This is a genomic window from Nocardioides sp. YJ-D4 (assembly GCF_054031495.1).
Genome location: NZ_CM132932.1, coordinates 4,021,720 through 4,040,999 on the forward strand (window position 1 = coordinate 4,021,720; position 19,280 = coordinate 4,040,999).

The 19,280-nt window shown below is 68.7% G+C and carries 23 protein-coding genes; 17 read left to right on the forward strand and 6 right to left on the reverse strand.

The annotated features are described in order from the left end of the window. Window positions 1-18: 18 nt before the first annotated feature. From ACW14X_RS19315 to rplQ, 11 genes are all read left to right on the forward strand, one after another. Entirely contained in the window at window positions 19-468 is a 450-nt protein-coding gene (locus ACW14X_RS19315; RefSeq protein ID WP_091052410.1) for a roadblock/LC7 domain-containing protein, read from the forward strand. Next, window positions 465-809, forward strand: coding sequence for a DUF742 domain-containing protein (locus tag ACW14X_RS19320; protein WP_457162986.1), 345 nt, complete (start codon window positions 465-467; stop codon window positions 807-809). The genes ACW14X_RS19315 and ACW14X_RS19320 overlap by 4 nt, the downstream gene beginning before the upstream one ends. Further along, window positions 787-1,377: a GTP-binding protein gene (locus ACW14X_RS19325; RefSeq protein WP_160027033.1), complete on the forward strand. Its 591-nt coding sequence runs from the start codon at window positions 787-789 to the stop codon at window positions 1,375-1,377. Before ACW14X_RS19320 ends, ACW14X_RS19325 begins: the two co-directional genes overlap by 23 nt. Window positions 1,378-1,410: 33 nt before the next feature. Continuing rightward, window positions 1,411-2,664, forward strand: a complete 1,254-nt coding sequence (locus ACW14X_RS19330) for a styrene monooxygenase/indole monooxygenase family protein (RefSeq protein WP_160027035.1) — start codon at window positions 1,411-1,413, stop codon at window positions 2,662-2,664. Between the two features lie 233 nt (window positions 2,665-2,897). Next, complete coding sequence (gene infA / locus ACW14X_RS19335; protein ID WP_011757309.1) at window positions 2,898-3,119, forward strand: translation initiation factor IF-1; 222 nt, start codon at window positions 2,898-2,900, stop codon at window positions 3,117-3,119. Window positions 3,120-3,146: 27 nt separating this feature from the next. Continuing rightward, entirely contained in the window at window positions 3,147-3,260 is a 114-nt protein-coding gene (rpmJ, locus tag ACW14X_RS19340; RefSeq protein ID WP_008361054.1) for a 50S ribosomal protein L36, read from the forward strand. Window positions 3,261-3,499: 239 nt separating this feature from the next. Then, the gene (rpsM, locus tag ACW14X_RS19345; RefSeq protein WP_008361056.1) at window positions 3,500-3,877 is read left to right on the forward strand and encodes a 30S ribosomal protein S13; all 378 of its coding nucleotides are present in this window, start codon (window positions 3,500-3,502) and stop codon (window positions 3,875-3,877) included. Window positions 3,878-3,948: 71 nt separating this feature from the next. Then, window positions 3,949-4,350 (forward strand): 30S ribosomal protein S11, encoded by a 402-nt coding sequence (gene rpsK / locus ACW14X_RS19350; protein ID WP_091052417.1) that lies wholly within the window; start codon window positions 3,949-3,951, stop codon window positions 4,348-4,350. A 34-nt stretch (window positions 4,351-4,384) separates the two neighbouring features. Next, window positions 4,385-4,993, forward strand: coding sequence for a 30S ribosomal protein S4 (gene rpsD, locus ACW14X_RS19355; RefSeq protein WP_160027044.1), 609 nt, complete (start codon window positions 4,385-4,387; stop codon window positions 4,991-4,993). Between the two features lie 149 nt (window positions 4,994-5,142). Continuing rightward, window positions 5,143-6,159, forward strand: coding sequence for a DNA-directed RNA polymerase subunit alpha (locus ACW14X_RS19360; RefSeq protein WP_008361061.1), 1,017 nt, complete (start codon window positions 5,143-5,145; stop codon window positions 6,157-6,159). A 74-nt stretch (window positions 6,160-6,233) separates the two neighbouring features. Next, window positions 6,234-6,761, forward strand: coding sequence for a 50S ribosomal protein L17 (gene rplQ, locus ACW14X_RS19365; RefSeq protein ID WP_160027046.1), 528 nt, complete (start codon window positions 6,234-6,236; stop codon window positions 6,759-6,761). Between the two features lie 48 nt (window positions 6,762-6,809). On the opposite strand, the gene ACW14X_RS19370 is transcribed toward rplQ, so the two are convergent. Both ACW14X_RS19370 and ACW14X_RS19375 read right to left on the reverse strand, forming a co-directional pair. Beyond that, window positions 6,810-7,478 carry a hypothetical protein gene (locus ACW14X_RS19370; RefSeq protein WP_457162987.1) on the reverse strand — a complete coding sequence of 223 codons (669 nt, stop codon included), beginning with the start codon at window positions 7,476-7,478 and terminating at the stop codon, window positions 6,810-6,812. A gap of 69 nt (window positions 7,479-7,547) precedes the next feature. Next, window positions 7,548-8,495, reverse strand: coding sequence for a ketopantoate reductase family protein (locus ACW14X_RS19375; protein ID WP_457162988.1), 948 nt, complete (start codon window positions 8,493-8,495; stop codon window positions 7,548-7,550). A 44-nt stretch (window positions 8,496-8,539) separates the two neighbouring features. On the opposite strand from ACW14X_RS19375, the gene truA reads away from it, so the two are divergent. From truA to ACW14X_RS19395, 4 genes are all read left to right on the forward strand, one after another. After that, window positions 8,540-9,403 carry a tRNA pseudouridine(38-40) synthase TruA gene (truA, locus tag ACW14X_RS19380; RefSeq protein ID WP_457162989.1) on the forward strand — a complete coding sequence of 288 codons (864 nt, stop codon included), beginning with the start codon at window positions 8,540-8,542 and terminating at the stop codon, window positions 9,401-9,403. Next, the gene (locus tag ACW14X_RS19385) at window positions 9,390-10,007 is read left to right on the forward strand and encodes a class I SAM-dependent methyltransferase (RefSeq protein WP_457162990.1); all 618 of its coding nucleotides are present in this window, start codon (window positions 9,390-9,392) and stop codon (window positions 10,005-10,007) included. The genes truA and ACW14X_RS19385 overlap by 14 nt, the downstream gene beginning before the upstream one ends. Before the next feature lie 608 nt (window positions 10,008-10,615). Beyond that, entirely contained in the window at window positions 10,616-10,996 is a 381-nt protein-coding gene (locus ACW14X_RS19390; protein WP_457162991.1) for a hypothetical protein, read from the forward strand. Between the two features lie 232 nt (window positions 10,997-11,228). Then, window positions 11,229-11,582, forward strand: a complete 354-nt coding sequence (locus tag ACW14X_RS19395) for a hypothetical protein (RefSeq protein WP_457162992.1) — start codon at window positions 11,229-11,231, stop codon at window positions 11,580-11,582. Window positions 11,583-11,607: 25 nt separating this feature from the next. Here ACW14X_RS19395 and ACW14X_RS19400 read toward each other — a convergent pair whose 3' ends face one another. After that, the gene (locus ACW14X_RS19400) at window positions 11,608-12,948 is read right to left on the reverse strand and encodes a cytochrome P450 (protein WP_457162993.1); all 1,341 of its coding nucleotides are present in this window, start codon (window positions 12,946-12,948) and stop codon (window positions 11,608-11,610) included. Window positions 12,949-13,017: 69 nt separating this feature from the next. Further along, complete coding sequence (locus ACW14X_RS19405; RefSeq protein ID WP_457162994.1) at window positions 13,018-13,932, reverse strand: alpha/beta hydrolase; 915 nt, start codon at window positions 13,930-13,932, stop codon at window positions 13,018-13,020. A gap of 131 nt (window positions 13,933-14,063) precedes the next feature. Here ACW14X_RS19405 and ACW14X_RS19410 point away from each other — a divergent pair, with 131 nt between their 5' ends. Both ACW14X_RS19410 and ACW14X_RS19415 read left to right on the forward strand, forming a co-directional pair. After that, complete coding sequence (locus ACW14X_RS19410) at window positions 14,064-15,761, forward strand: ABC-F family ATP-binding cassette domain-containing protein (protein WP_350840784.1); 1,698 nt, start codon at window positions 14,064-14,066, stop codon at window positions 15,759-15,761. Next, window positions 15,758-16,780 (forward strand): GNAT family N-acetyltransferase, encoded by a 1,023-nt coding sequence (locus tag ACW14X_RS19415; protein ID WP_457162995.1) that lies wholly within the window; start codon window positions 15,758-15,760, stop codon window positions 16,778-16,780. Before ACW14X_RS19410 ends, ACW14X_RS19415 begins: the two co-directional genes overlap by 4 nt. Before the next feature lie 111 nt (window positions 16,781-16,891). Here ACW14X_RS19415 and ACW14X_RS19420 read toward each other — a convergent pair whose 3' ends face one another. Both ACW14X_RS19420 and ACW14X_RS19425 read right to left on the reverse strand, forming a co-directional pair. After that, window positions 16,892-18,241, reverse strand: coding sequence for a S1C family serine protease (locus ACW14X_RS19420; protein WP_457162996.1), 1,350 nt, complete (start codon window positions 18,239-18,241; stop codon window positions 16,892-16,894). Between the two features lie 68 nt (window positions 18,242-18,309). Then, entirely contained in the window at window positions 18,310-19,215 is a 906-nt protein-coding gene (locus ACW14X_RS19425; RefSeq protein WP_457162997.1) for a TIGR03621 family F420-dependent LLM class oxidoreductase, read from the reverse strand. Between the last annotated feature and the right edge of the window lie 65 nt (window positions 19,216-19,280).

A 19,280-nucleotide genomic window follows, 5' to 3' on the forward strand; every position in this document is an offset into this window, starting at 1 on the left:
GAAAGGAACCCTTTCGTAATGGAAAGCCCGGTCGTCCCCCGCGACCCCAAGGAATTCAGCTGGCTGATCGACAACTTCGCCAGCTCCACCCCCGGTGTGACCCATGCGCTCATCGTCTCCTCCGACGGACTCCCGCTGATCGGTGCCGGTGGCATGTCCGCCAACGTCGCCGACCCGCTCGCCGCGATGACGGCCGGAGTGATCAGCCTCGGCAACAACATCGCGCGCGAGGTGGGCGAACCCGGCTGTGACCAGGTGATGCTGAAGTTCCACACCGGTCACTTCCTCTTCATGGGCATCGGTGACCTCGCGGGCTTCGCCGTCCTCGTCGGCGCCGGTGCGAACCTGGGCGTCGTCGCCCACAAGATGGCCCAGATGGTCGACGCCGTCGGCCACGTACTCACTCCCCAGATGCGCGACGAGCTGCGCCAGATGACGGTCAGCTCGATGGCGGGAGAGCGCGCGTGAGCTCCAACCCGTGGGTGCGTCCTTACGTACTGACGGGAGGCCGCACCAAGACCAACCACCAGCTGTACGTGCACACGCTGGTCTCGGCGGCGCACTTCGACGCGCGCGCGGCCGCCAAGCTGACGCCCGAGTCGCGCCGGCTCTACGCCCGCGTACGCCTCGGGCCACAGTCGGTCGCGGAGCTGTCCGCACACTGCGGGATCTCGCTCGGGGTGACGCGCGTGCTGCTCGAGGACCTTGCCTCGACCGAGCACCTGCAGATCAATGAGGGGGCGTACGACTCCCCGTTCGACCACCGTCTGTTGAAGAGAGTTATCGATGGCCTTTCCGAGCTCGGCTGACCGCCCGGCACTGACCGTCACCTCTGCAAAGCTCGTGATCGCGGGAGGGTTCGGCGTCGGGAAGTCGACCCTGGTCGCCTCGGTCTCAGAGATCCCGCCGGTCAACACCGAGGCGTGGATGACGCAGGCCGGTGAGTCGGTGGACCCGCTCTCGGACGCGAGCGCCAAGACGACCACCACGGTCGCGATGGACTTCGGCCGGGTCACCCTCGCCCCCGACCTGCTGCTCTACCTGTTCGGCACCCCCGGCCAGCCTCGGTTCTGGCCGATGTGGGACGACCTGTGCCGCGGTGCCAGCGGTGCCGTCGTACTCGTCGACACCCGCCAGCTCGACGCGTCCTTCCCCGCGGTCAACTACTTCGAGAACGACAGCGACGTCCCGTTCATCGTGGCGGTCAACCTGTTCGACGGGAAGCTGACCCACTCCCTGGAGAAGGTGCGCGACGCGCTCTGCCTCGATGAGCGGACGCCACTGGTGACCGTGGACGCCCGCGACCGCAGGTCGACGGCCAAGACGTTGGTCGCCTGCCTGTCGCACACGATGAAAACCACCCCCACACGCGCCTGAGCCCGGAGGCGTACCCACTCCGAAGGAGTTTCATTGCGCAAGATCCTGATCGTCGGCGCCGGACAGGCGGGCATGCAGCTCGCTCTCAGCCTCCAGGCCGAGGGCTACGAGGTGACGGTCATGTCCGCGCGTACGCCCGATGAGCTGCGCGACGGCTGGCCGATGTCGACGCAGGTCATGTTCGACCCTGCGCTGCAGTACGAGCGCGTCTATGACCTCAACCTGTGGGAGGACGAGGCGCCCCGCATCCCAGCGGTCGGCATCTCGGTCAGCCCGGAGCCGGGGGTCCGCGCGCTCAAGTTCGACGGGCCCTGGGAGCCGTACGCCATGTCCGTCGACCAGCGCCTGAAGATGTCCTCGTGGCTGGAGCTGTTCGAGGACCGGGGTGGCCGGATCATCTACCACCCGGTGATGACCTCCGACCTGGCCGGCCTCGCGTCGATGTACGAGCTGACCCTGATCGCGGCCGGCAAGGGCGAGATCGTCGAGCTCTTCGACCGCGACCCGGTCCGGTCCAAGTACGACACCCCCGGCCGCGCGCTCTCGGCGATCTACCTCCACGGCATGGTCGAGCCCGACGACTTCCCGGCCGGGAGCATGCGCATCAACGTCGCGCCCGGGGTGGGGGAGCTGTTCGTGATCAGCGCCCTGACCCAGTTCGGGCCGAGCCGGGTCGCGTTCGTCGAGGCGATCCCCGACGGTCCCTTCGACTGCTTCTGGGACCGCCCCCGCCCCGACGAGCACCTGCGCCGGCTGCAGCACGTGATGCTCGAGCACATGCCGTGGGAGGGCGAGCTGATGCGCGACTGCGAGCCCACCGACGCCCGCGCCTCGCTCTCGGGCGCCTTCACCGGCACGATCCGCAAGCCGTACGCCGAGGTCGCGGACGGCACCTTCGTCTTCGGCATGGGTGACGTCGTCGTGGTCAACGACCCGATCGCGGGGCAGGGCTCCAACAACGCCGCGCACTGCGCCGGGATCTACACCCAGGCGATCCTGGAACGCGGCGACCGGCCGTTCGACCCCGAGTGGATGCAGGCGACCTTCGAGACCTTCTGGGAGACCCGTGCCCAGCATTCGACCGGTCTGACCGACGCGCTGCTCAACCCGCTTCCCGACCACGTGCAGCAGGTGCTCGGCGCGGCCACGCAGCACCAGGCGGTGGCGGACCGGTTCACCCGGCTCTTCCCGCACCCCGAGGACCTCGGACCGTTCCTCGGCGACCCGGAGGCGGCGCTCGCGTACGTCGCGGAGGTCGCTCAGGCGGACGCGGCCACCCGGGCTTGACGATTAGGGCATTGCTGTTCTAGGGGTCTAGGCTTGGTAGTCGGTCCAACGTGGGTCTGTCTCGTCGTGCCTCGCGGCTGCCCGGTCAGCGCGCTTCTGTGCGCTCGCGGGTGAGACATGCAGATGGCTTCACGAGGTCCACTCCGAGTTTTCGGAGAGGTTCCCGGACCGCCCGCGGGTCATCCGATCCGTGGTTTGAACGGTAGATGACCGACCAACAGATTGCAGAGGGCATGCCGAAGAAAGAAGGCGTGATCGAGATCGAGGGCACCGTAGTGGAGGCCCTCCCCAACGCCATGTTCCGTGTGGAGCTGAGCAACGGACACAAGGTTCTCGCCCACATCAGCGGCAAGATGCGACAGCACTACATCCGGATCCTTCCTGAGGACCGCGTGGTGGTGGAGCTGTCTCCCTACGACCTGACGCGCGGTCGGATCGTCTACCGGTACAAGTAACCAGCCGACGATCAAGAAAGGGCTGACATGAAGGTCAACCCGAGCGTGAAGAAGATCTGTGACAAGTGCAAGGTGATCCGTCGCCACGGCCGCGTCATGGTGATCTGCGAGAACCCGCGCCACAAGCAGCGCCAAGGCTGAGGAGCGAGGTCAAACAGCGAGCTTGCTCGTCTGTTTGCGCCGAGCGACGAAGTCGTGCCGCCGAAGGCGGCCGGGCTGAGCCCAGCTCGCAGCAACAACTGAATATTCGCATCGAGTCGCTAGGACGTTGAACCAGATTTCTGGAGTCCGAAGTCACCTCCGGAGCAGAGGCCGGAGCCCGAGGGTGCCACCCCGGGGCGCGACCCGACCGACACCTCTGTCGAAACGTAAGGAACACAATGGCACGCCTCCAAGGTGTTGACCTTCCGCGCGACAAGCGCGTGGAGATCGCTCTCACCTACATCTACGGCATCGGCCGTACCACCTCGCAGAAGCTCCTCGAGGCCACCGGCGTCAACCCGAACACCCGGGTGCACGCTCTGGCCGAGGACGAGCTGGTCAAGCTCCGTGACGAGATCGAAGCCCAGGGCATCCAGACCGAGGGTGACCTCCGTCGTGAGGTCCAGGCTGACATCCGCCGCAAGATCGAGATCGGCAGCTACCAGGGTCGCCGCCACCGTCAGGGCCTTCCGGTCCGCGGTCAGCGCACCAAGACCAACGCGCGCACCCGCAAGGGCCCGAAGCGCACCGTCGCCGGCAAGAAGAAGGCCAAGTGATCCGACGCGCCCTGCGCGTTGATCCGGCTTTCGCCTCGATCTCACAGACCAGCCAACACAGGAGTTAATGCATGCCTCCGAAGACCCGACAGGGTGCGACGAAGGTTCGTCGCAAGGAGAAGAAGAACGTCGCTCAGGGCGAGGCCCACATCAAGAGCACGTTCAACAACACGATCGTCACGATCACCGACCCGACCGGTGCGGTGATCTCGTGGGCCTCGGCCGGCACCGTCGGTTTCAAGGGTTCGCGTAAGTCCACCCCGTTCGCCGCTCAGATGGCCGCCGAGGCCGCTGGTCGCCGTGCGATGGACCACGGCATGAAGAAGATCGACGTCTTCGTGAAGGGCCCGGGCTCGGGCCGCGAGACCGCGATCCGTTCCCTGGGTGCGATCGGCCTCGAGGTCGGCACCATCCAGGACGTCACGCCGGCCCCGCACAACGGTTGCCGTCCGCCCAAGCGCCGCCGCGTTTGATCCCCACCGAGACATAGAAGGAGACTGAAGAGTAATGGCCCGTTACACCGGACCCATGACCCGCAAGTCGCGCCGTCTCGGTGTCGACCTTGTCGGCAACGACGCGGCGTTCGAGAAGCGCCCCTACCCTCCCGGCCAGCACGGCCGCGGCCGCATCAAGGAGAGCGAGTACCTCCTCCAGCTTCGTGAGAAGCAGAAGGCTCGCTTCACCTACGGCGTGATGGAGAAGCAGTTCGCTTCCTACTACGCCGAGGCCCACCGTCGCGGTGGCAAGACCGGTGACAACCTGCTCCAGCTGCTCGAGGGCCGCCTGGACAACGTCGTCTACCGTGCCGGCTTCGCCCGCACCCGCCGCCAGGCCCGCCAGCTGGTCGTTCACGGCCACTTCCTGGTCAACGGCAAGAAGGTCAACGTGCCTTCGTTCCAGGTCTCGGCTCACGACGTCATCGACGTTCGCGAGAAGTCGCTGGAGATGACCCCGTTCATCGTGGCTCGCGAGACCCACGGCGAGCGCGTCGTCCCGGCCTGGCTCGAGGCTGTCCCGAGCCGGATGCGCATCCTGGTTCACCAGCTCCCCGTCCGGGCTCAGATCGACGTCCCGGTCCAGGAGCAGCTGATCGTCGAGTACTACTCGAAGCTCTGATCAGCCCCACGCAGTAACCACGGTGAGTCCCCGGCGTTCAAACTTCACAGAAGACGTACGCCGGGGCCTTGCCGCCCCCACAGCCTTCCGTCATCACCCCTTGAAGTTCGGGTCCGTCAAATAGCGGTCGGCCCGGAAAGGACAAATCAGTGCTTATCGCACAGCGCCCCACCCTGTCGGAAGAGTCCGTCGAGGAGTTCCGCTCCCGCTTCGTGATCGAGCCCCTCGAGCCGGGCTTCGGTTACACGCTGGGCAACTCTCTTCGCCGCACCCTGCTCTCCTCGATCCCCGGTGCTTCGGTCACCTCGATCAAGATCGACGGCGTCCTCCACGAGTTCTCGACCATCGAGGGCGTCAAGGAAGATGTCACCGAGATCATCCTCAACCTCAAGGGTCTGGTCGTCTCCTCGGAGCACGACGAGCCCGTCACCATGTACCTGCGCAAGTCCGGTGCCGGTGACGTCACCGCCGCCGACATCGCGCCGCCGGCCGGTGTCGAGGTGCACAACCCCGACCTGAAGATCGCGACGCTGTCCGACAAGGGCAAGATCGAGCTCGAGCTCGTCGTCGAGCGTGGCCGTGGCTACGTCTCCGCCGTCCAGAACAAGGGCGCCGAGAACGAGATCGGCCGCATCCCGGTCGACTCGATCTACTCGCCGGTCCTCAAGGTCAGCTACAAGGTCGAGGCCACCCGTGTCGAGCAGCGCACGGACTTCGACAAGCTCGTCATCGACGTCGAGACCAAGCCGTCCATCGCTCCCCGCGACGCGATCGCCTCGGCCGGTAAGACCCTGGTCGAGCTCTTCGGTCTGGCCCGCGAGCTGAACGTCGACGCCGAGGGCATCGACATCGGCCCGTCGCCGGTCGACGAGCAGCTCGCCGCCGACCTCGCCCTCCCGGTCGAGGACCTGCAGCTGACCGTTCGTTCCTACAACTGCCTCAAGCGTGAGGGCATCCACACCGTGGGTGAGCTCATCTCGCGCTCGGAGCAGGACCTGCTCGACATCCGCAACTTCGGCGCCAAGTCGATCGACGAGGTCAAGCTGAAGCTGCACGAGATGGGCCTGTCCCTCAAGGACAGCGCTCCGGGCTTCGACCCGTCCGCCGCCCTCGCCGCCTACGGCGACGATGACGACGACGCGTTCGTCGAGGACGAGCAGTACTGAGTTTCCACCAAAACCGCCCCGTGAGGGGCGTCTACCCCGGTACCTGATACGGCCGGAGAGAAGGAGCAGGCACGATGCCTACCCCGAAGAAGGGTGCCCGTTTCGGCGGTTCGCCCGCGCACCAGAAGCTGATCCTCTCGAACCTCGCCACCGCGCTGTTCGAGAACGGCCGCATCACCACCACCGAGGCCAAGGCTCGGCACCTCCGCCCCGTCGCGGAGAAGCTGATCACCAAGGCCAAGAAGGGTGACCTGCACAACCGTCGCGAGGTCCTCAAGACCATCCGCGACAAGTCCGTCGTGCACACCCTCTTCACCGAGATCGCCGAGCAGTTCGCGGAGCGTCCGGGTGGCTACACCCGGATCACCAAGATCGGTCCCCGCAAGGGCGACAACGCTCCGATGGCTGTGATCGAGCTCGTCAACGAGGCCTACGAGCCGAAGACCAAGGCTGCTCCGGCTGCCGCGGCTCCGGTTGCGGCCCCCGTCGAGGAGAAGGTCGAGGAGGCGCCGGTCGAGGAGACCGCTGCCGACGAGACCACCGAGGCCGCCGCCGAGGAGGCTCCCGCTGCGGAGACCACCGAGGACGAGGCCAAGGCCTGATCTGGTTCTGAACTGTGGCCCGTCACCCGCGAGGGTGACGGGCCACTGTCATTTCCCGGCGGTCTGCTCGGATCGGGCCAGCAGCCAGCAGACGATCCCGCCGCCCACGATGGCCACCGTCGTCGCGACGGTGGAGAGCGCGGAGTACAGCTGCACCGTGGCGAAGTTGTCGAAGGACATCGCCGGCATCAGCACGAGAGATATCGGCACCTGCACGACGATGAGCAGGAGATAGGTGATCGGCAGTCCGATCAACCAGCGCCGGCCGGTCCAGGCGGCACATCCCCAGCCGGCCAGGACCAGCAACAGAATCAGCGGCCCGAGGATGGCGGCGACGACCGGGTTGTAGAACTGGAAGAGCTGGACGAGGCCGTACCAGAGCAGGGTGCTCAGCAGCCAGGACAGCATCGGCAGCACGATGCCGAGGAGCCGGGCAGTCGGGGTGCGAGCGATGTACGCCGCGCCGCCCGCCACCACGGCGTACAACAGCGCGTTGAGCACGATGGTCACGATGGTGACGATGCCCATGCTGGCCGCCGTGCCGCCGAGCAGGTACGTCAGGACGAACCCGACCATCGCGATCGTGACCTGAAGGATCAGCACCGCCACGATGACGACGATGGTGGTGCCCATGATCGAACGGGGAACGGAGCCCGAGACGTGGGTCGGGGGCAGCGGCGTCGGGGGCGGCGGGGGAGGCGGCGCGGCGTGGCTCATGGCAGGCAGCCTGCCGGACCCGCTGTGTGCCTGCCACCCCTTTCGGAGACGGGTTTCAGCGGTCGGCTGTCAGAGGCCGGCGAGGAAGGCGGCGCCGTCGAGGCTGCCGGGCTCGGCGCCGGTACGGGCGATGTCGTGGACCGCGCGCTGGATGGCCTCGTTGACCGGGGTCGGGACGCCGTGGAGGCGACCGAGCAGCACGATCTCGCCGGAGAGGTAGTCGATCTCGACGCCGGTCCCGCGGGTGAGGCTCTGCCAGGTCGAGCTGTTGTTGGCACGGCCGCGGCCGGTGATGTGGCCGGCTCGCCGCGTACGGTCCTGGTCGGCGGTCACGACGTCGATGCCGGCGGCAGCGAGGGCGGCTTCCGCCTCGGCCAGGCAGCGGGCGTAGATCTCCTCGTCGCTGGGGCCGGGGGCGATCGCGGCGTTGATGCCGTTGCCGAGGTTGTTGAGGAGCTTGCGGTGCTTCCAGGCCATGATGTCGGCGCGCGGCTCGCTCAGGAACCCAGCCTTGACCAGGTCGTTCGCGATCTCGGTGGCGGTGTCGTCGATGCCGGTGGGGTAGCGGCCGATGTCGAGGATGCCGGGCGTGTTGCCGGAGTCCTGGACGACCGCGCCGGGGGTCAGGAAGGTGGCGGGGAGGATCACATGGATGGCGTACGTCCGGGCGAAGCGGCGCAGGATCCGCGGCTCGTTCGCGACGCCGTTCTGCATCGCCACGACCGGCGTGCCGGGCGGCGCGTACGCCGCCAGGTCCTCGAGCGCAGCCTCGGTCTGCTGGCCCTTGACGCTGAGGAGGACGACGGTGTCCTCGGTCCAGGCGACCTGGCTCGCGTCCTCGACGGCGGGTACGTCGAGGGTGAGCACGCCGTCGGGAGTGTCGAGCGTGAGACCCTGCTCGCGGATCACCCGGAGGTGCTCGCCGCGGGCCACGAGAGTGACGTCGACACCTGCACGGTGCAGCAGCCCGCCGGTCACCCCACCGACAGCCCCGGCTCCGAAGATCACATAGCGCATGCGCCGAGTCTGGCAAACGACGTGGTCGCTGCGAGAATGGGCCCGTGCGCATCAGGATCGACCTCGCCTACGACGGCACCATGTTCCACGGCTGGGCGACCCAGCCGGGGCTGCGTACGGTCCAGGGAGAGCTCCAGAACGCGCTGGCGACCGCGCTGCGGGTGCCGGCGACGGGGGAGAGGTCCCAGGTGTGGGTGACGGTCGCCGGGCGTACGGACTCGGGTGTGCACGCCCGCGGACAGGTCGCCCACTTCGACATCGACGCCGACGTGCTCGAGTCCTCGCGGGGACGGTCGGAGCAGTCGCCGCTGGACTCGCTGGTGCGCCGGCTGAACGGGATCCTCCCGGCCGACCTCCGCGTACGTGCCGCCGTCGAGGCGCCGGTGGGCTTCAACGCCCGGTTCTCGGCGCTGTGGCGACGCTACGTCTACCGGATCGTGGACGACCCGGCGTACGTCGACCCGCTGCAGCGCGGGCATGTGCTCTACCGGACCCGGCCGCTCGACCTGTCGCTGATGAACGTCGCCTCCGCCGACCTCATCGGGCTCAACGACTTCGCCAGCTTCTGCAAGCCGCGCGAGGGCGCGACCACGATCCGCGATCTGCGCCAGCTCAGCTGGGAGCGGCGCCCCGACGGGATCATCGAGGCGACGGTGCTCGCCGACGCCTTCTGCCACTCCATGGTGCGCTCGCTGGTCGGGTGCCTGATGGTGATCGGGGAGGGGCGCAAGGACGTCAGCTGGGCCAAGGAGTCGCTTGCCTCGCGTTCACGGTCCTCGTCGATCCCGATCGCGCCGGCCAACGGCCTGACCCTCGAAGAGGTCGCCTACCCGCCCGACGAGCTGCTGGCTGCCCAGCACGAACGCACCATGAACCGCAGAGAGGCGAGCGAGCTTGACCGGGACTGACGACGAGCACTACTTCTCCGCCGACCCGACGGTGCCCTTCGAGCGGATCCCCGTCTCGACGACCGTGTGGGACATGGACCTGTCGTTGGTCTCCGGGTCGGGCGTCTTCGCCAAGGGACGCCTCGACATCGGCACCTCGGTGCTGTTCAAGGAGACCGAGCCGCCGTCGCTGAAGCCCGGCGCGCGGGTCCTCGACCTCGGCTGCGGCTACGGCATGATCGGGCTCGCTCTGGGACTCGCGGTGCCGGAGGCGTACGTCACCGGCGTCGACGTCAACGAGCGCGCGGTCCTGCTGGCCAACGAGAATTCGGCGAAGCTGGGTCTGGGCGACCGGTATCGCGCCGCGGTGCCGGCCGAGATCGACCCCGAGGTGACGTACGACGAGATCTGGAGCAACCCGCCGATCCGGATCGGCAAGCCGGCCCTCCACGAGCTGCTCCTCACCTGGCTCCCGCGTCTCGCCCCAGACGGCCGAGCGGTCATGGTCGTCGGCAAGAACCTCGGCGGCGACTCGCTGCAGCGCTGGATCACCGAGCAGGGCTTCCCCACCACCCGCATCGGCAGCGCCAAGGGGTTCCGCGTCCTGGAGACCCGCCGCGCCTGAGGCTTGCCACGGCACGGGAGCCGACAGTTCGGTGACATCACCTGCGGAACGTGGACTCATGCGTCAGGCTCCGTGCGTGAGCGTGGACGAGGCGATAGCAGGATCCGGTACCGAGCGGGCGGGCCTACGTCGAGGGCCAGGTGCTCACCGGTGCCGTTGCGCTCTGGGCGGTAGTCACCTTGCTCGCCGGTTTGATCGCGCGGGGTGGCGTGATCTGGGACGTGTTTCTCTTCCCAGACGACAGGGCTGGTTTCCGGCTATCCGGGGACATGGCTCGCGACGACGGATCCAACGCAGCCGAGATCTTCATGGAGATGGAGCCAGGCACACCCGGCGAGCTTGTCAGGGCCAACTGCTGGGCCTGCCCGGACTGATCGGCACAGGATCGCCTGCTCGGCGACTATGACAGAGGGTCCGAGTTCGTGAATCGTTCACAAACTCGGACCCTCCGCCATAGTGAGGCGCAATCGTCGTAGGCGGGCGGACCGGCAGGGCCAAGGGTTTCCGCGTCCTGGAGACCCGCCGCGCCTGAACGGTCCAGATGCCGGTTTCCGCCGTCTCGCGCGCCTCGCGGCCGGTCGCGCCTGGTGCGCTGCGAGACTCCGCCCATGACCAACCGTGCGATGACGACTCCCGTGCTGACGAACCGTCAGCGCCTGGCCCGCTCCTACAAGGCCTGGGGAGTCGCCGCGCTGGTGAGCCTGGTGACGGTGCTGCCTGTGTACGTTGCCGTGACGAGCTCCGGCATCGAGATGTCGCGGCTGGTGAGCGTGCCGGTGATGGTCGTCGTGGGGTTGATCGGGCCGGTGGTCGGAGCGTTCTTGAGCACGCGCGCCGGGCTGGGACGGTTCTGCACCGGGGCCGCGTTCGTGATCATCGCGACCCCGATGACGAGCCTGCCGCTGCTGGCAATCCCGGCGTACGTCCTGGCGCCCTGGATCGCCGTGGCGATCAGTGAGGAGCCGGCGCCTCAGCGCTGGAACGGCTGAGAGATCGGGCGGGACCGGATCCTCTGCCAGCTCGCCGGCAACCGAAGCCGCGCATCGCCGAGTGCCTCAGCGACGGTCGGACGGGGCGTTGCCTGGGGTGAACGAATTTTCGTTCGCCCGCACGGGTTGCTGTGCCGGGCGAGGCACACAGGTCAGATGAAGCGACTTCGAGTCGCCGCACTTGAGTATCCGTGCGGATGTGCGTTCCGCACTGTTCGGCCAGGCTCGATTGGTGAGCAAACCGGACCCCACCTGGTATGGCACCGTCCTCCGTTCGTACGCCGCCTGGATCGGCGCCGTGCTCTTGGCGACGGCTGCCGGGTGGTTGCCGTTGTGGATCTGGACGCTTGACGTCCACGGCTGGGACGGAATTGAGTCCCTGTGGTGGGCCATCTTCGCGTTCGTGACGGTTGGGGTTGGCAGCGGCCTCGTGCTGACAAGGCTGGCAGGGCTGCCCGGTGTAAGCGGTCTGGCCACGCTGTGCGTGATCGTGCTCGCCTACCTGGCATTCGGCGCCTACCCGCCGCTCGCCTGGACCCTCCTCGCCGCTGCCCCGGCGGTCGGCGCCGGTATTGCCATGACGTGATGGCACACGACCCCGCCAGGTACTCCTATGCCGGGACCGGGTCCTTGGCCAGTCGGACCGGGAGGCGGTCGAGGCTGTAGACGACCGAGAGGTCGCGCCAGCCGAGGTCGCCGGGGTCGTCGGTGGCCATGGCCAGGTCGGGGAAGCGGCGGGCGAGGCCGGTGAGGGCGGCGCGGAGCTCCATGCGGGCCAGCTCGGCGCCGACGCAGCGGTGCATGCCGTGGCCGAAGGCGAAGTGCATGGTCTCGGCGTTGCGGAGGTCGAACTGCTCCGGCTTCGGCATCACCGCGGGGTCGCGGTTGGCGCCGGTGAGGCTGACCAGGACGACGGCGCCCTTCTTGACCGGCAGGCCGAAGAGGTCGTGGTCCTCGCGGGCGAACCGCGGGAAGGCGAGCTGCACCGGGCAGAGGTAGCGGAGCAGCTCCTCGACGACCTTGTCGACCTCGGCCCTGTCGCCGGAGCGCAGGATCTCGTACGCCTCCCGGTTCTGCATCAGGACGTAGGCGCCCATGGAGAGCATCGAGGCGGAGGTCTCGTAGCCGCCGAGGAAGACGCCGTCGGCGAGACCGCCGAGCTCGACGTCGTCGTACTCCGCGCCCTTGTTGCGGATGATCTCGCCGATCATGCCGTCGCCGGGGTTGGCGCGCTGCTGGCGGACCTGCTCGATGAGGAACGTCCTGGTCTCGGTGGCGGCACCGAAGGCTCCGGCGCCACCCTCGGAGAGGTCGAAACGGGCCATGCCGAGCTTGTGGAACTCGTCGCGTACGTCCTCGGGCATGCCCAGCAGCTCGCAGATCACCCGGAACGGGATCTCGAAGCCGAAGTGGTGGACCAGGTCGACCTCGGGGCCGTGGGCCTCCATGCCGTCGAGGGCGTCGGTGACGATCCGGTCGATCATCTCGTTGAGGCGGCCGAGGCGGCGCATGGTGAACTCCGGGGTCAGCAGCCCGCGGAGCTTGGTGTGGTCGGGCGGGTCGGTCATGCCCAGTCCACCGATGCCCTCGGCGTCGGTGCGCTTGCGGGTGCCGAGCAGGTGGCGCATGTCGTTGGAGTAGGCGTTCTTGTCGGCCAGGACGTGCTTGGACTCGGCGTGCCCGGTGACCAGCACGATGTCGAGGCCGAGCACCGAGCCGAGCTTGGTGACCGGCGCCTGCTCGCGGCTCTCGGCGAGCAGCGGCACCGGGTCGACGCCGTCACGGCGCAGCGGGAAGGTCAGGTGCTCGGGGATCTTGCGCAGCGTGGTGATGTCGGGAATCGGCGACTCCTTGCCCCGCATCGCGAACTGCAGGGCAAACTTGCGGACACGCTCCGTCAGCGGTCGCGTCATCGCCCGTCCAAAGGAACGTACCTGGGCAGCAATCGGCATGCGGCCAGTCTGGACCATCGTCAATCGACGGTCATCAGGAATACCCCTGGTTTGACCGTGTGTCTTGGCTCACCCGTGGAGCACGGTCCTGAACAGCGCACACGTCTCCTCGATCGCCAGCTGTGCGGCCTGCGAAAGATGGCCCATGGCGAAGAAGCCGTGGATGAGACCGTCGCAGTGGCGGTACGTCGTCGGGACGCCCGAGCTCTCCAGCGCCTTGGCGTACGCGATGCCCTCGTCGCGCAGCGGGTCGAACTCAGCGGTCACCACGACCGCCGGGGCGAGGCCCTCCAGGTTGCCCTTGATCGGGCTCAGCCGGGGGTCGGCGCGATCGGCGTCGCCCACGTAGTTGTCCGAGAACCACTTCATCGTCGGAAGCTCGAGGAAGTAGCCGTGGCCGTTCTCCGCGTACGACGGGTAGCCGCTGGTCATGTCGATCCCCGGGTAGATCAGCAGCTGGCCCGCGAGCTCGCGTCCTTCGTCGCGGAAGGCCTGGGCGACCACGGCCGACAGGTTGCCGCCGGCGCTGTCGCCGGCGACCGCGACCCGGCCGTCACCACCGAGCGTCGCGGCGTTGTCGCTGACCCAGCGAGCGGCGGCGACCGCGTCGTCGTAGGCGGCGGGGAACGGGTGCTCCGGGGCGAGCCGGTAGTCCACGGCGACGACCACGGCGTCGCAGATGGTGGCGAGGTTGCGGGCCTGGTCCTCGTGGGTGTCGAGATCGCCGACGACCCATCCGCCACCGTGGAACATCACGATCGTGGGCAGCGGCCCCTGCGTGGTGGGCCGGTAGATGCGTACGTCCAGGTCGCCCGCCGGCCCTGGGATCACCCCGCTCTCCACCGATCCGACCGGTGGAAGCGGGATGCCCTCGCTCAACGCACGGTAGAGCGCTCGTGCCGTCGGCGGATCGAAGGACTCCAGGGGCTGGCCCTTCGCGAAGAGGGTGAGCAGGTCAGCGATCTGGCTGTCGAGCGGAGGCATGGCGTCAGTCATATCGTTAATCGCCAAAATGTGTCGAGCGTCACGTTCTACTGATGGGACCGCCCGACCCAAGAACGTCTGCGGGGCCGATACGGAATAACCATTCGACACGGGTGCCAGACTGGACGGCTGTGGGACATGTGGACGTTGCTGGAGTGAGTTTCCAGCTGCCTGACGGACGAGTGCTGCTCGACGACGTCTCCTTCCGGGTGGGTGAGGGCGCGAAGGTCGCGCTGGTCGGCGCCAACGGCGCGGGGAAGACGACGCTGCTGCGGATCGTCACCGGTGAGCTGACCCCGACGACGGGATCCGTCGTGCGCTCGGGTGGCCTCGGGGTGATGCGGCAGATGGTCGGCAAGGGCTCCTCGACCGTCGGTGAGCTGCTGCTCTCGGTGGCGCCTGCGCGGGTGCGCGAGGCGGCGGCCGCGGTGGAGGCGTGCGAGCTGGAGCTGATGTCGTCGGAGGACGAGCGGCTGCAGATGCGCTACGCGACCGCGCTGGCCGAGTACGCCGACGCCGGCGGCTACGACATCGAGGTCGTCTGGGACGTGTGCACCATGGCCGGGCTCGGGGTGCCCTACGACCGCGCCCGCTACCGCTCCCTGGACACCCTGTCCGGCGGCGAGCAGAAGCGGCTGGTGCTCGAGTATCTGCTGCGCGGTCCCGACGAGGTGCTGCTGCTCGACGAGCCGGACAACTTCCTCGACGTGCCCGGCAAGATCTGGCTGGAGCAGCGCATCCGGGAGTCCCCGAAGACGATCCTCTACGTCAGTCACGACCGTGAGCTGCTGGACAACACCGCGACCAGGGTGGTCACGGTCGAGCTCGGCGCGTCCGGCGCCGGCAACAGCACGTGGACGCATCCTGGTGGGTTCGCCTCGTACCACGAGGCCCGCAAGGACCGGTTCCTGCGGTTCGAGGAGCAGCGCCGTCGCTGGGACGAGGAGCACGCCAAGATCAAGGCGCTGGTCCTGCGGCTGAAGGTCAAGTCGGAGTACAACGACGGGATGTCCAGCCAGTACAAGGCGGCCCAGACCCGGCTCCGGAAGTTCGAGGAGGCCGGGCCGCCCGTCGAGCAGCCACGGGAGCAGGCGGTGCAGATGCGGCTGCGCGGCGGGCGCACCGGTAAGCGGGCGGTGGTCTGCGAGGCGCTCGAGCTCACCGGGCTGATGAGCCCGTTCGACCTGGAGGTCTGGTACGGCGAGCGGGTTGCCGTGCTCGGCTCCAACGGCTCGGGTAAGTCCCACTTTCTGCGGCTGCTCGCCCGCGGCGGCACCGACCCGGACGTGGAGCACCGCCCGGTCGAGGACACCCCCATCGAGCCCGTCCGCCACCGTGGGAAGGCCAAGCTCGGCGCCCGCGTGCGGCCGGGCTGGTTCGTGCAGACCCATGCCCATCCGGAGCTGGTGGGACGTACGTTGCTCGACATCCTGCACCGCGGCGAGGCCACGCCGGACGGGCGGGGGCGTGCGGGTATGGGCCGCGAGGCCGCCTCGCGGGTGCTCGACCGCTACGAGCTCGCGCACGCCGCGGAGCAGACCTTCGACTCGCTCTCGGGCGGGCAGCAGGCGCGTTTCCAGATCCTTCTGCTCGAGCTCAGCGGCGCCACCCTGCTGCTGCTCGACGAGCCGACCGACAACCTCGACGTCCAGTCCGCCGAGGCCCTCGAAGCCGGGCTGGAGTCGTTCGAGGGCACCGTTGTCGCGGTCACGCACGACCGCTGGTTCGCCCGTGGCTTCGACCGCTTCCTGGTCTACGGCGCCAACGGTGATGTCTATGAGTCCCCGGAGCCGGTCTGGGACGAGACGAGAGTGGAGAGGTCCCGATGAGTGAGCTGGTGATCGAGCGCGTCGACCCGTTCGACGACGACGCCTTCGACGCGTGGTACGACGTGATGACCGCGTCGTGGCTCGACGTACGCGGCCCCGACGCGGACCTGTGGGCGCGTGAGGAGCAGCGCGTCGAGCTGCAGCAGAGGACCGAGAAGACCGACCGTCGTGCCTACCTCGGGCGTGTCGGCGGGGAGGCGGTCGCCGCCGCCTGGATGGCCATGCCGCTGCTCGACAACCTCCACCGGGCGACCTTGGTGGTGGCGGTGCTACCGGACCACCGCAGGCAGGGACACGGCACCGCTCTGCTCGACCACGTCGAGGCGGAGGCCCGCGCCCAGGGGCGTACGTCGTTCACGGGCGAGGTCTGGTGGCCCTGGCCGCTCGGTTCCGGCGGCGAGGGATCGCCGGGGCGGGACTTCGGGATCGCCCGGGGCTATGCGCCCGCCCTGGTCGAGGTACGCCGCCTGCTGCGGCTCCCGGTGCCGGACCACGTCCTCGACCGGCTGGCGGCGGAGGCCGCCGAGAAGCACGGTGACTACACGCTGCGCTCCTGGGTCGGCCCGGTGCCCGACGACATCGTGGAGAGCTGGGCGGTGCTCGACGCCAGCCTGGAGACCGAGGCGCCGACCGGCGACCTGGACATCGAGGCGCTCGAGCCCGACGTGGCGAAGGTGCGCGAGTCCGAGGAGCTGGTCGCGGCCCAGAAGCGGACCCTCTACCACTCGGTCGCGCTGGACGCCGACGGCCGGGTGGTGGCGTACACGGTGATCGGCTACTCGAGCCTGGACGGCAACAGCTATCAATGGGGCACCCTGGTCGAAGGGGCTCACCGGGGCCACCGGCTCGGCCTGGCGGTCAAGGTCGCCAACCTGAGGCTGCTCCAGTCCGAGCGGCCGGAGGTGCCGACCCTGGCGACGTACAACGCCGAGGTCAACACCCACATGATCCAGGTCAACGAGGCCATGGGCTTCGAGCCGGTCGAGTGGCTGTGCAGCATCCAGAAGCAGGTCTCCTGAGTCGCAACGGCGACGAGCGCCTCATACCCGATCGGTGTCGGGTATGAGGCGCTCGGTTGTTGGCACCCCGCGACCCTGAGTCCCGCAGGGGCCCAGCGTCCTGCGGGGAGATCAGGTGGCGTCGGAGTCCAGGGTGATCTTGGCGCTCTGCTCCTTGCCGTCGCGAGACCAGGTCACCTCGACCTCGTCGCCGGGGCGATAGGAGCGGACCGTGGCGACCAGCGAGTCGGAGCCGTTGATCTGGTGGTCGTCGACCTTGGTGATCGTGTCACCCTTCTTCAGCCCGGCCTTCTCGGCGGCACTGCCCGCGGTGACCTCCTGCACGACGGCACCGGTGACGGTGTTCTCGCCGGACTGGGCGGCGGAGCTGTCGCCCACCGAGATCCCCATCCGGGCGTGGGTGGCCTCGTCGCCAGCCTTGAGCTGGTCGATGATCGGGAGCACCTCGTCGATCGGGATCGCGAAACCGAGGCCGATGGAGCCGGCCTCCTCGCTGGAGGAGGAGTTGGACCTGATCGAGGCGTTGATGCCGACGACGTTGCCGTTCATGTCGACCAGCGCCCCACCGGAGTTGCCAGGGTTGATGGCGGCGTCGGTCTGGATCGCCGGGTAGACGGTCGCGTTGCCGGAGGAGTCCGAACCGACGTTGACCGGGCGGTCCAGGGCGCTGACGATGCCGGTGGTGACGGTCGAGTCCAGGCCGTACGGGGACCCGATCGCGACAACGTCCTGCCCGACCACGAGGTTGCTGGACTTGCCGATCGTCGCCGGGGTGAGGCCGGAGACGTTCTCGGCCTGGATCACCGCGGTGTCGGTGAGCGGGTCGGTGCCGACCACCTTGGCCGCGGCCGAGGTGCCGTCGCTGAAGTCGACGGTGATCGAGGAGCCCTGCTGCTGCTCTTGCCCCTGGTCCTGGTCGGGCGAGCCGGGGAAGCCGGGGTTGGTCTCCTGGGTGCTCTCGGAGGAGAGGTCGACGACGTGGTTGTTGGTGAGGATCAGCCCGTCGGAGGAGAGGATGATCCCCGAACCCGACCCGCTGCCGCCCTGGGCGGCGACCTCGATCTTGACCACCGAGGGCAGCACCTTGGCCGCGACCTTCTCGGCGGTGCCCTCAGGTGCGTCGCTGTCGACGACCTGGGAGCCGGTCGCCGAGCTGCCGCCGTTCCGGGCACCGTCCTCCTGGGTCGAGTAGAACAGTGCCGCGCCACCGAAGCCGGCACCGCCGCCGAGCACGAGGGCGCCGACGAGTGCCGTGGCGGCGAGCGTGGCCCGGCGCGCCTTCGGCTTGGGGGTCGTGGCGAGGGCCGCCGGGGCCGTCGACAGGACTGCGGTCGGAGCCACCCCGGGAGGCGGGGTGGTCGGAGCGGCGGGGGGCGGAGGCGTCGCGGTTGCGTCGGCACCCGGGGGTGCCCACTGCGGCGGGGTCCCACCGGGCTGCTGCTGAGGAGTGGGTTCGGTCATGTCATTCAGTGTGCTCAGCGTCGCTGTGAACCTGCTGAGACTGGGCTATGCGGTCTCGAAGAGATGCCTCAGGATCCGGCGAGAAGACCGACGACCGGGGCGAAAGCCTCCATCAGCTCGTCGCCGACCAGGACATAGGAAACGCCCAGCCGTTCCCGGCGCTCGCGGAGCTGGTCGGCCATCTCCTCAGCAGAGCCGCTGACGACGCCGACCGCGCCCTGCGCGGCGAGCGCGGCGGGGTCGAGCCGTCCTGCCAGATAGCGCGGAACGGCGTCGCCCACGGCCATCAGGTTCATGTTGAGCTCGGCGGTGCCGCCGTCGGGGCGGTCGGCGGAGCGTACGTGATCGACGGCCGCGCGCACGGCTGACTCCCCGGCGTCGAAGGGGACCCCGAGAGCGGCGATGTCGGCATGTTCGCCTGCGATCCGCAGCATCCGCGGACCGCCGCCGGCGATGAGGATCGGCACCTGCTGGGGTGCGGTCCCGTAGGGGAGCACCGAGGCCTCGACAGCCCGGTGGTGGGGTCCGTCGACGGTGACGGTCTCACCGGCCAGGAGCCTCTTGATGATGCCGATCGACTCCACGAGGCGGTCGACGCGTACGCCTGGCCGGTCGAAGCCCAGCCCCAGCATCGCGTTCTCCCGAGCCGAGTCGGGGCGCCCGGCGCCGAGGCCCAGCTCGAAGCGGCCGCCCGAGAGCACGGCGAGCGTGGCCGACTCCTTGGCGACCTGGACGGGGTGGCGGAAGTCGTTGGCCAGGACGTACGTCCCCACGTGGAGCCTCGTGGTCACCGCCGCGGCCGCCGCCAGAGCGGGGAAGACGGCGTGGCCGAAGGACACGTTGTCCGGCATGACGAGCGTGTCGTAGCCCGCGCTCTCGACGCGGCGGGCGAGGTCGCTCCAGGCGGCACCCGTGGGCGCCTGAGCTGCGACGACGCCGAAGCGGAAGGGTCTGGTCTCAGGTGTGGTGGTCATGCCTCCAGGCTGGTCCTGGTGGGGCGTGAGCGGATCCGCTCACCGGCGACCGCGGCGTACGCAGA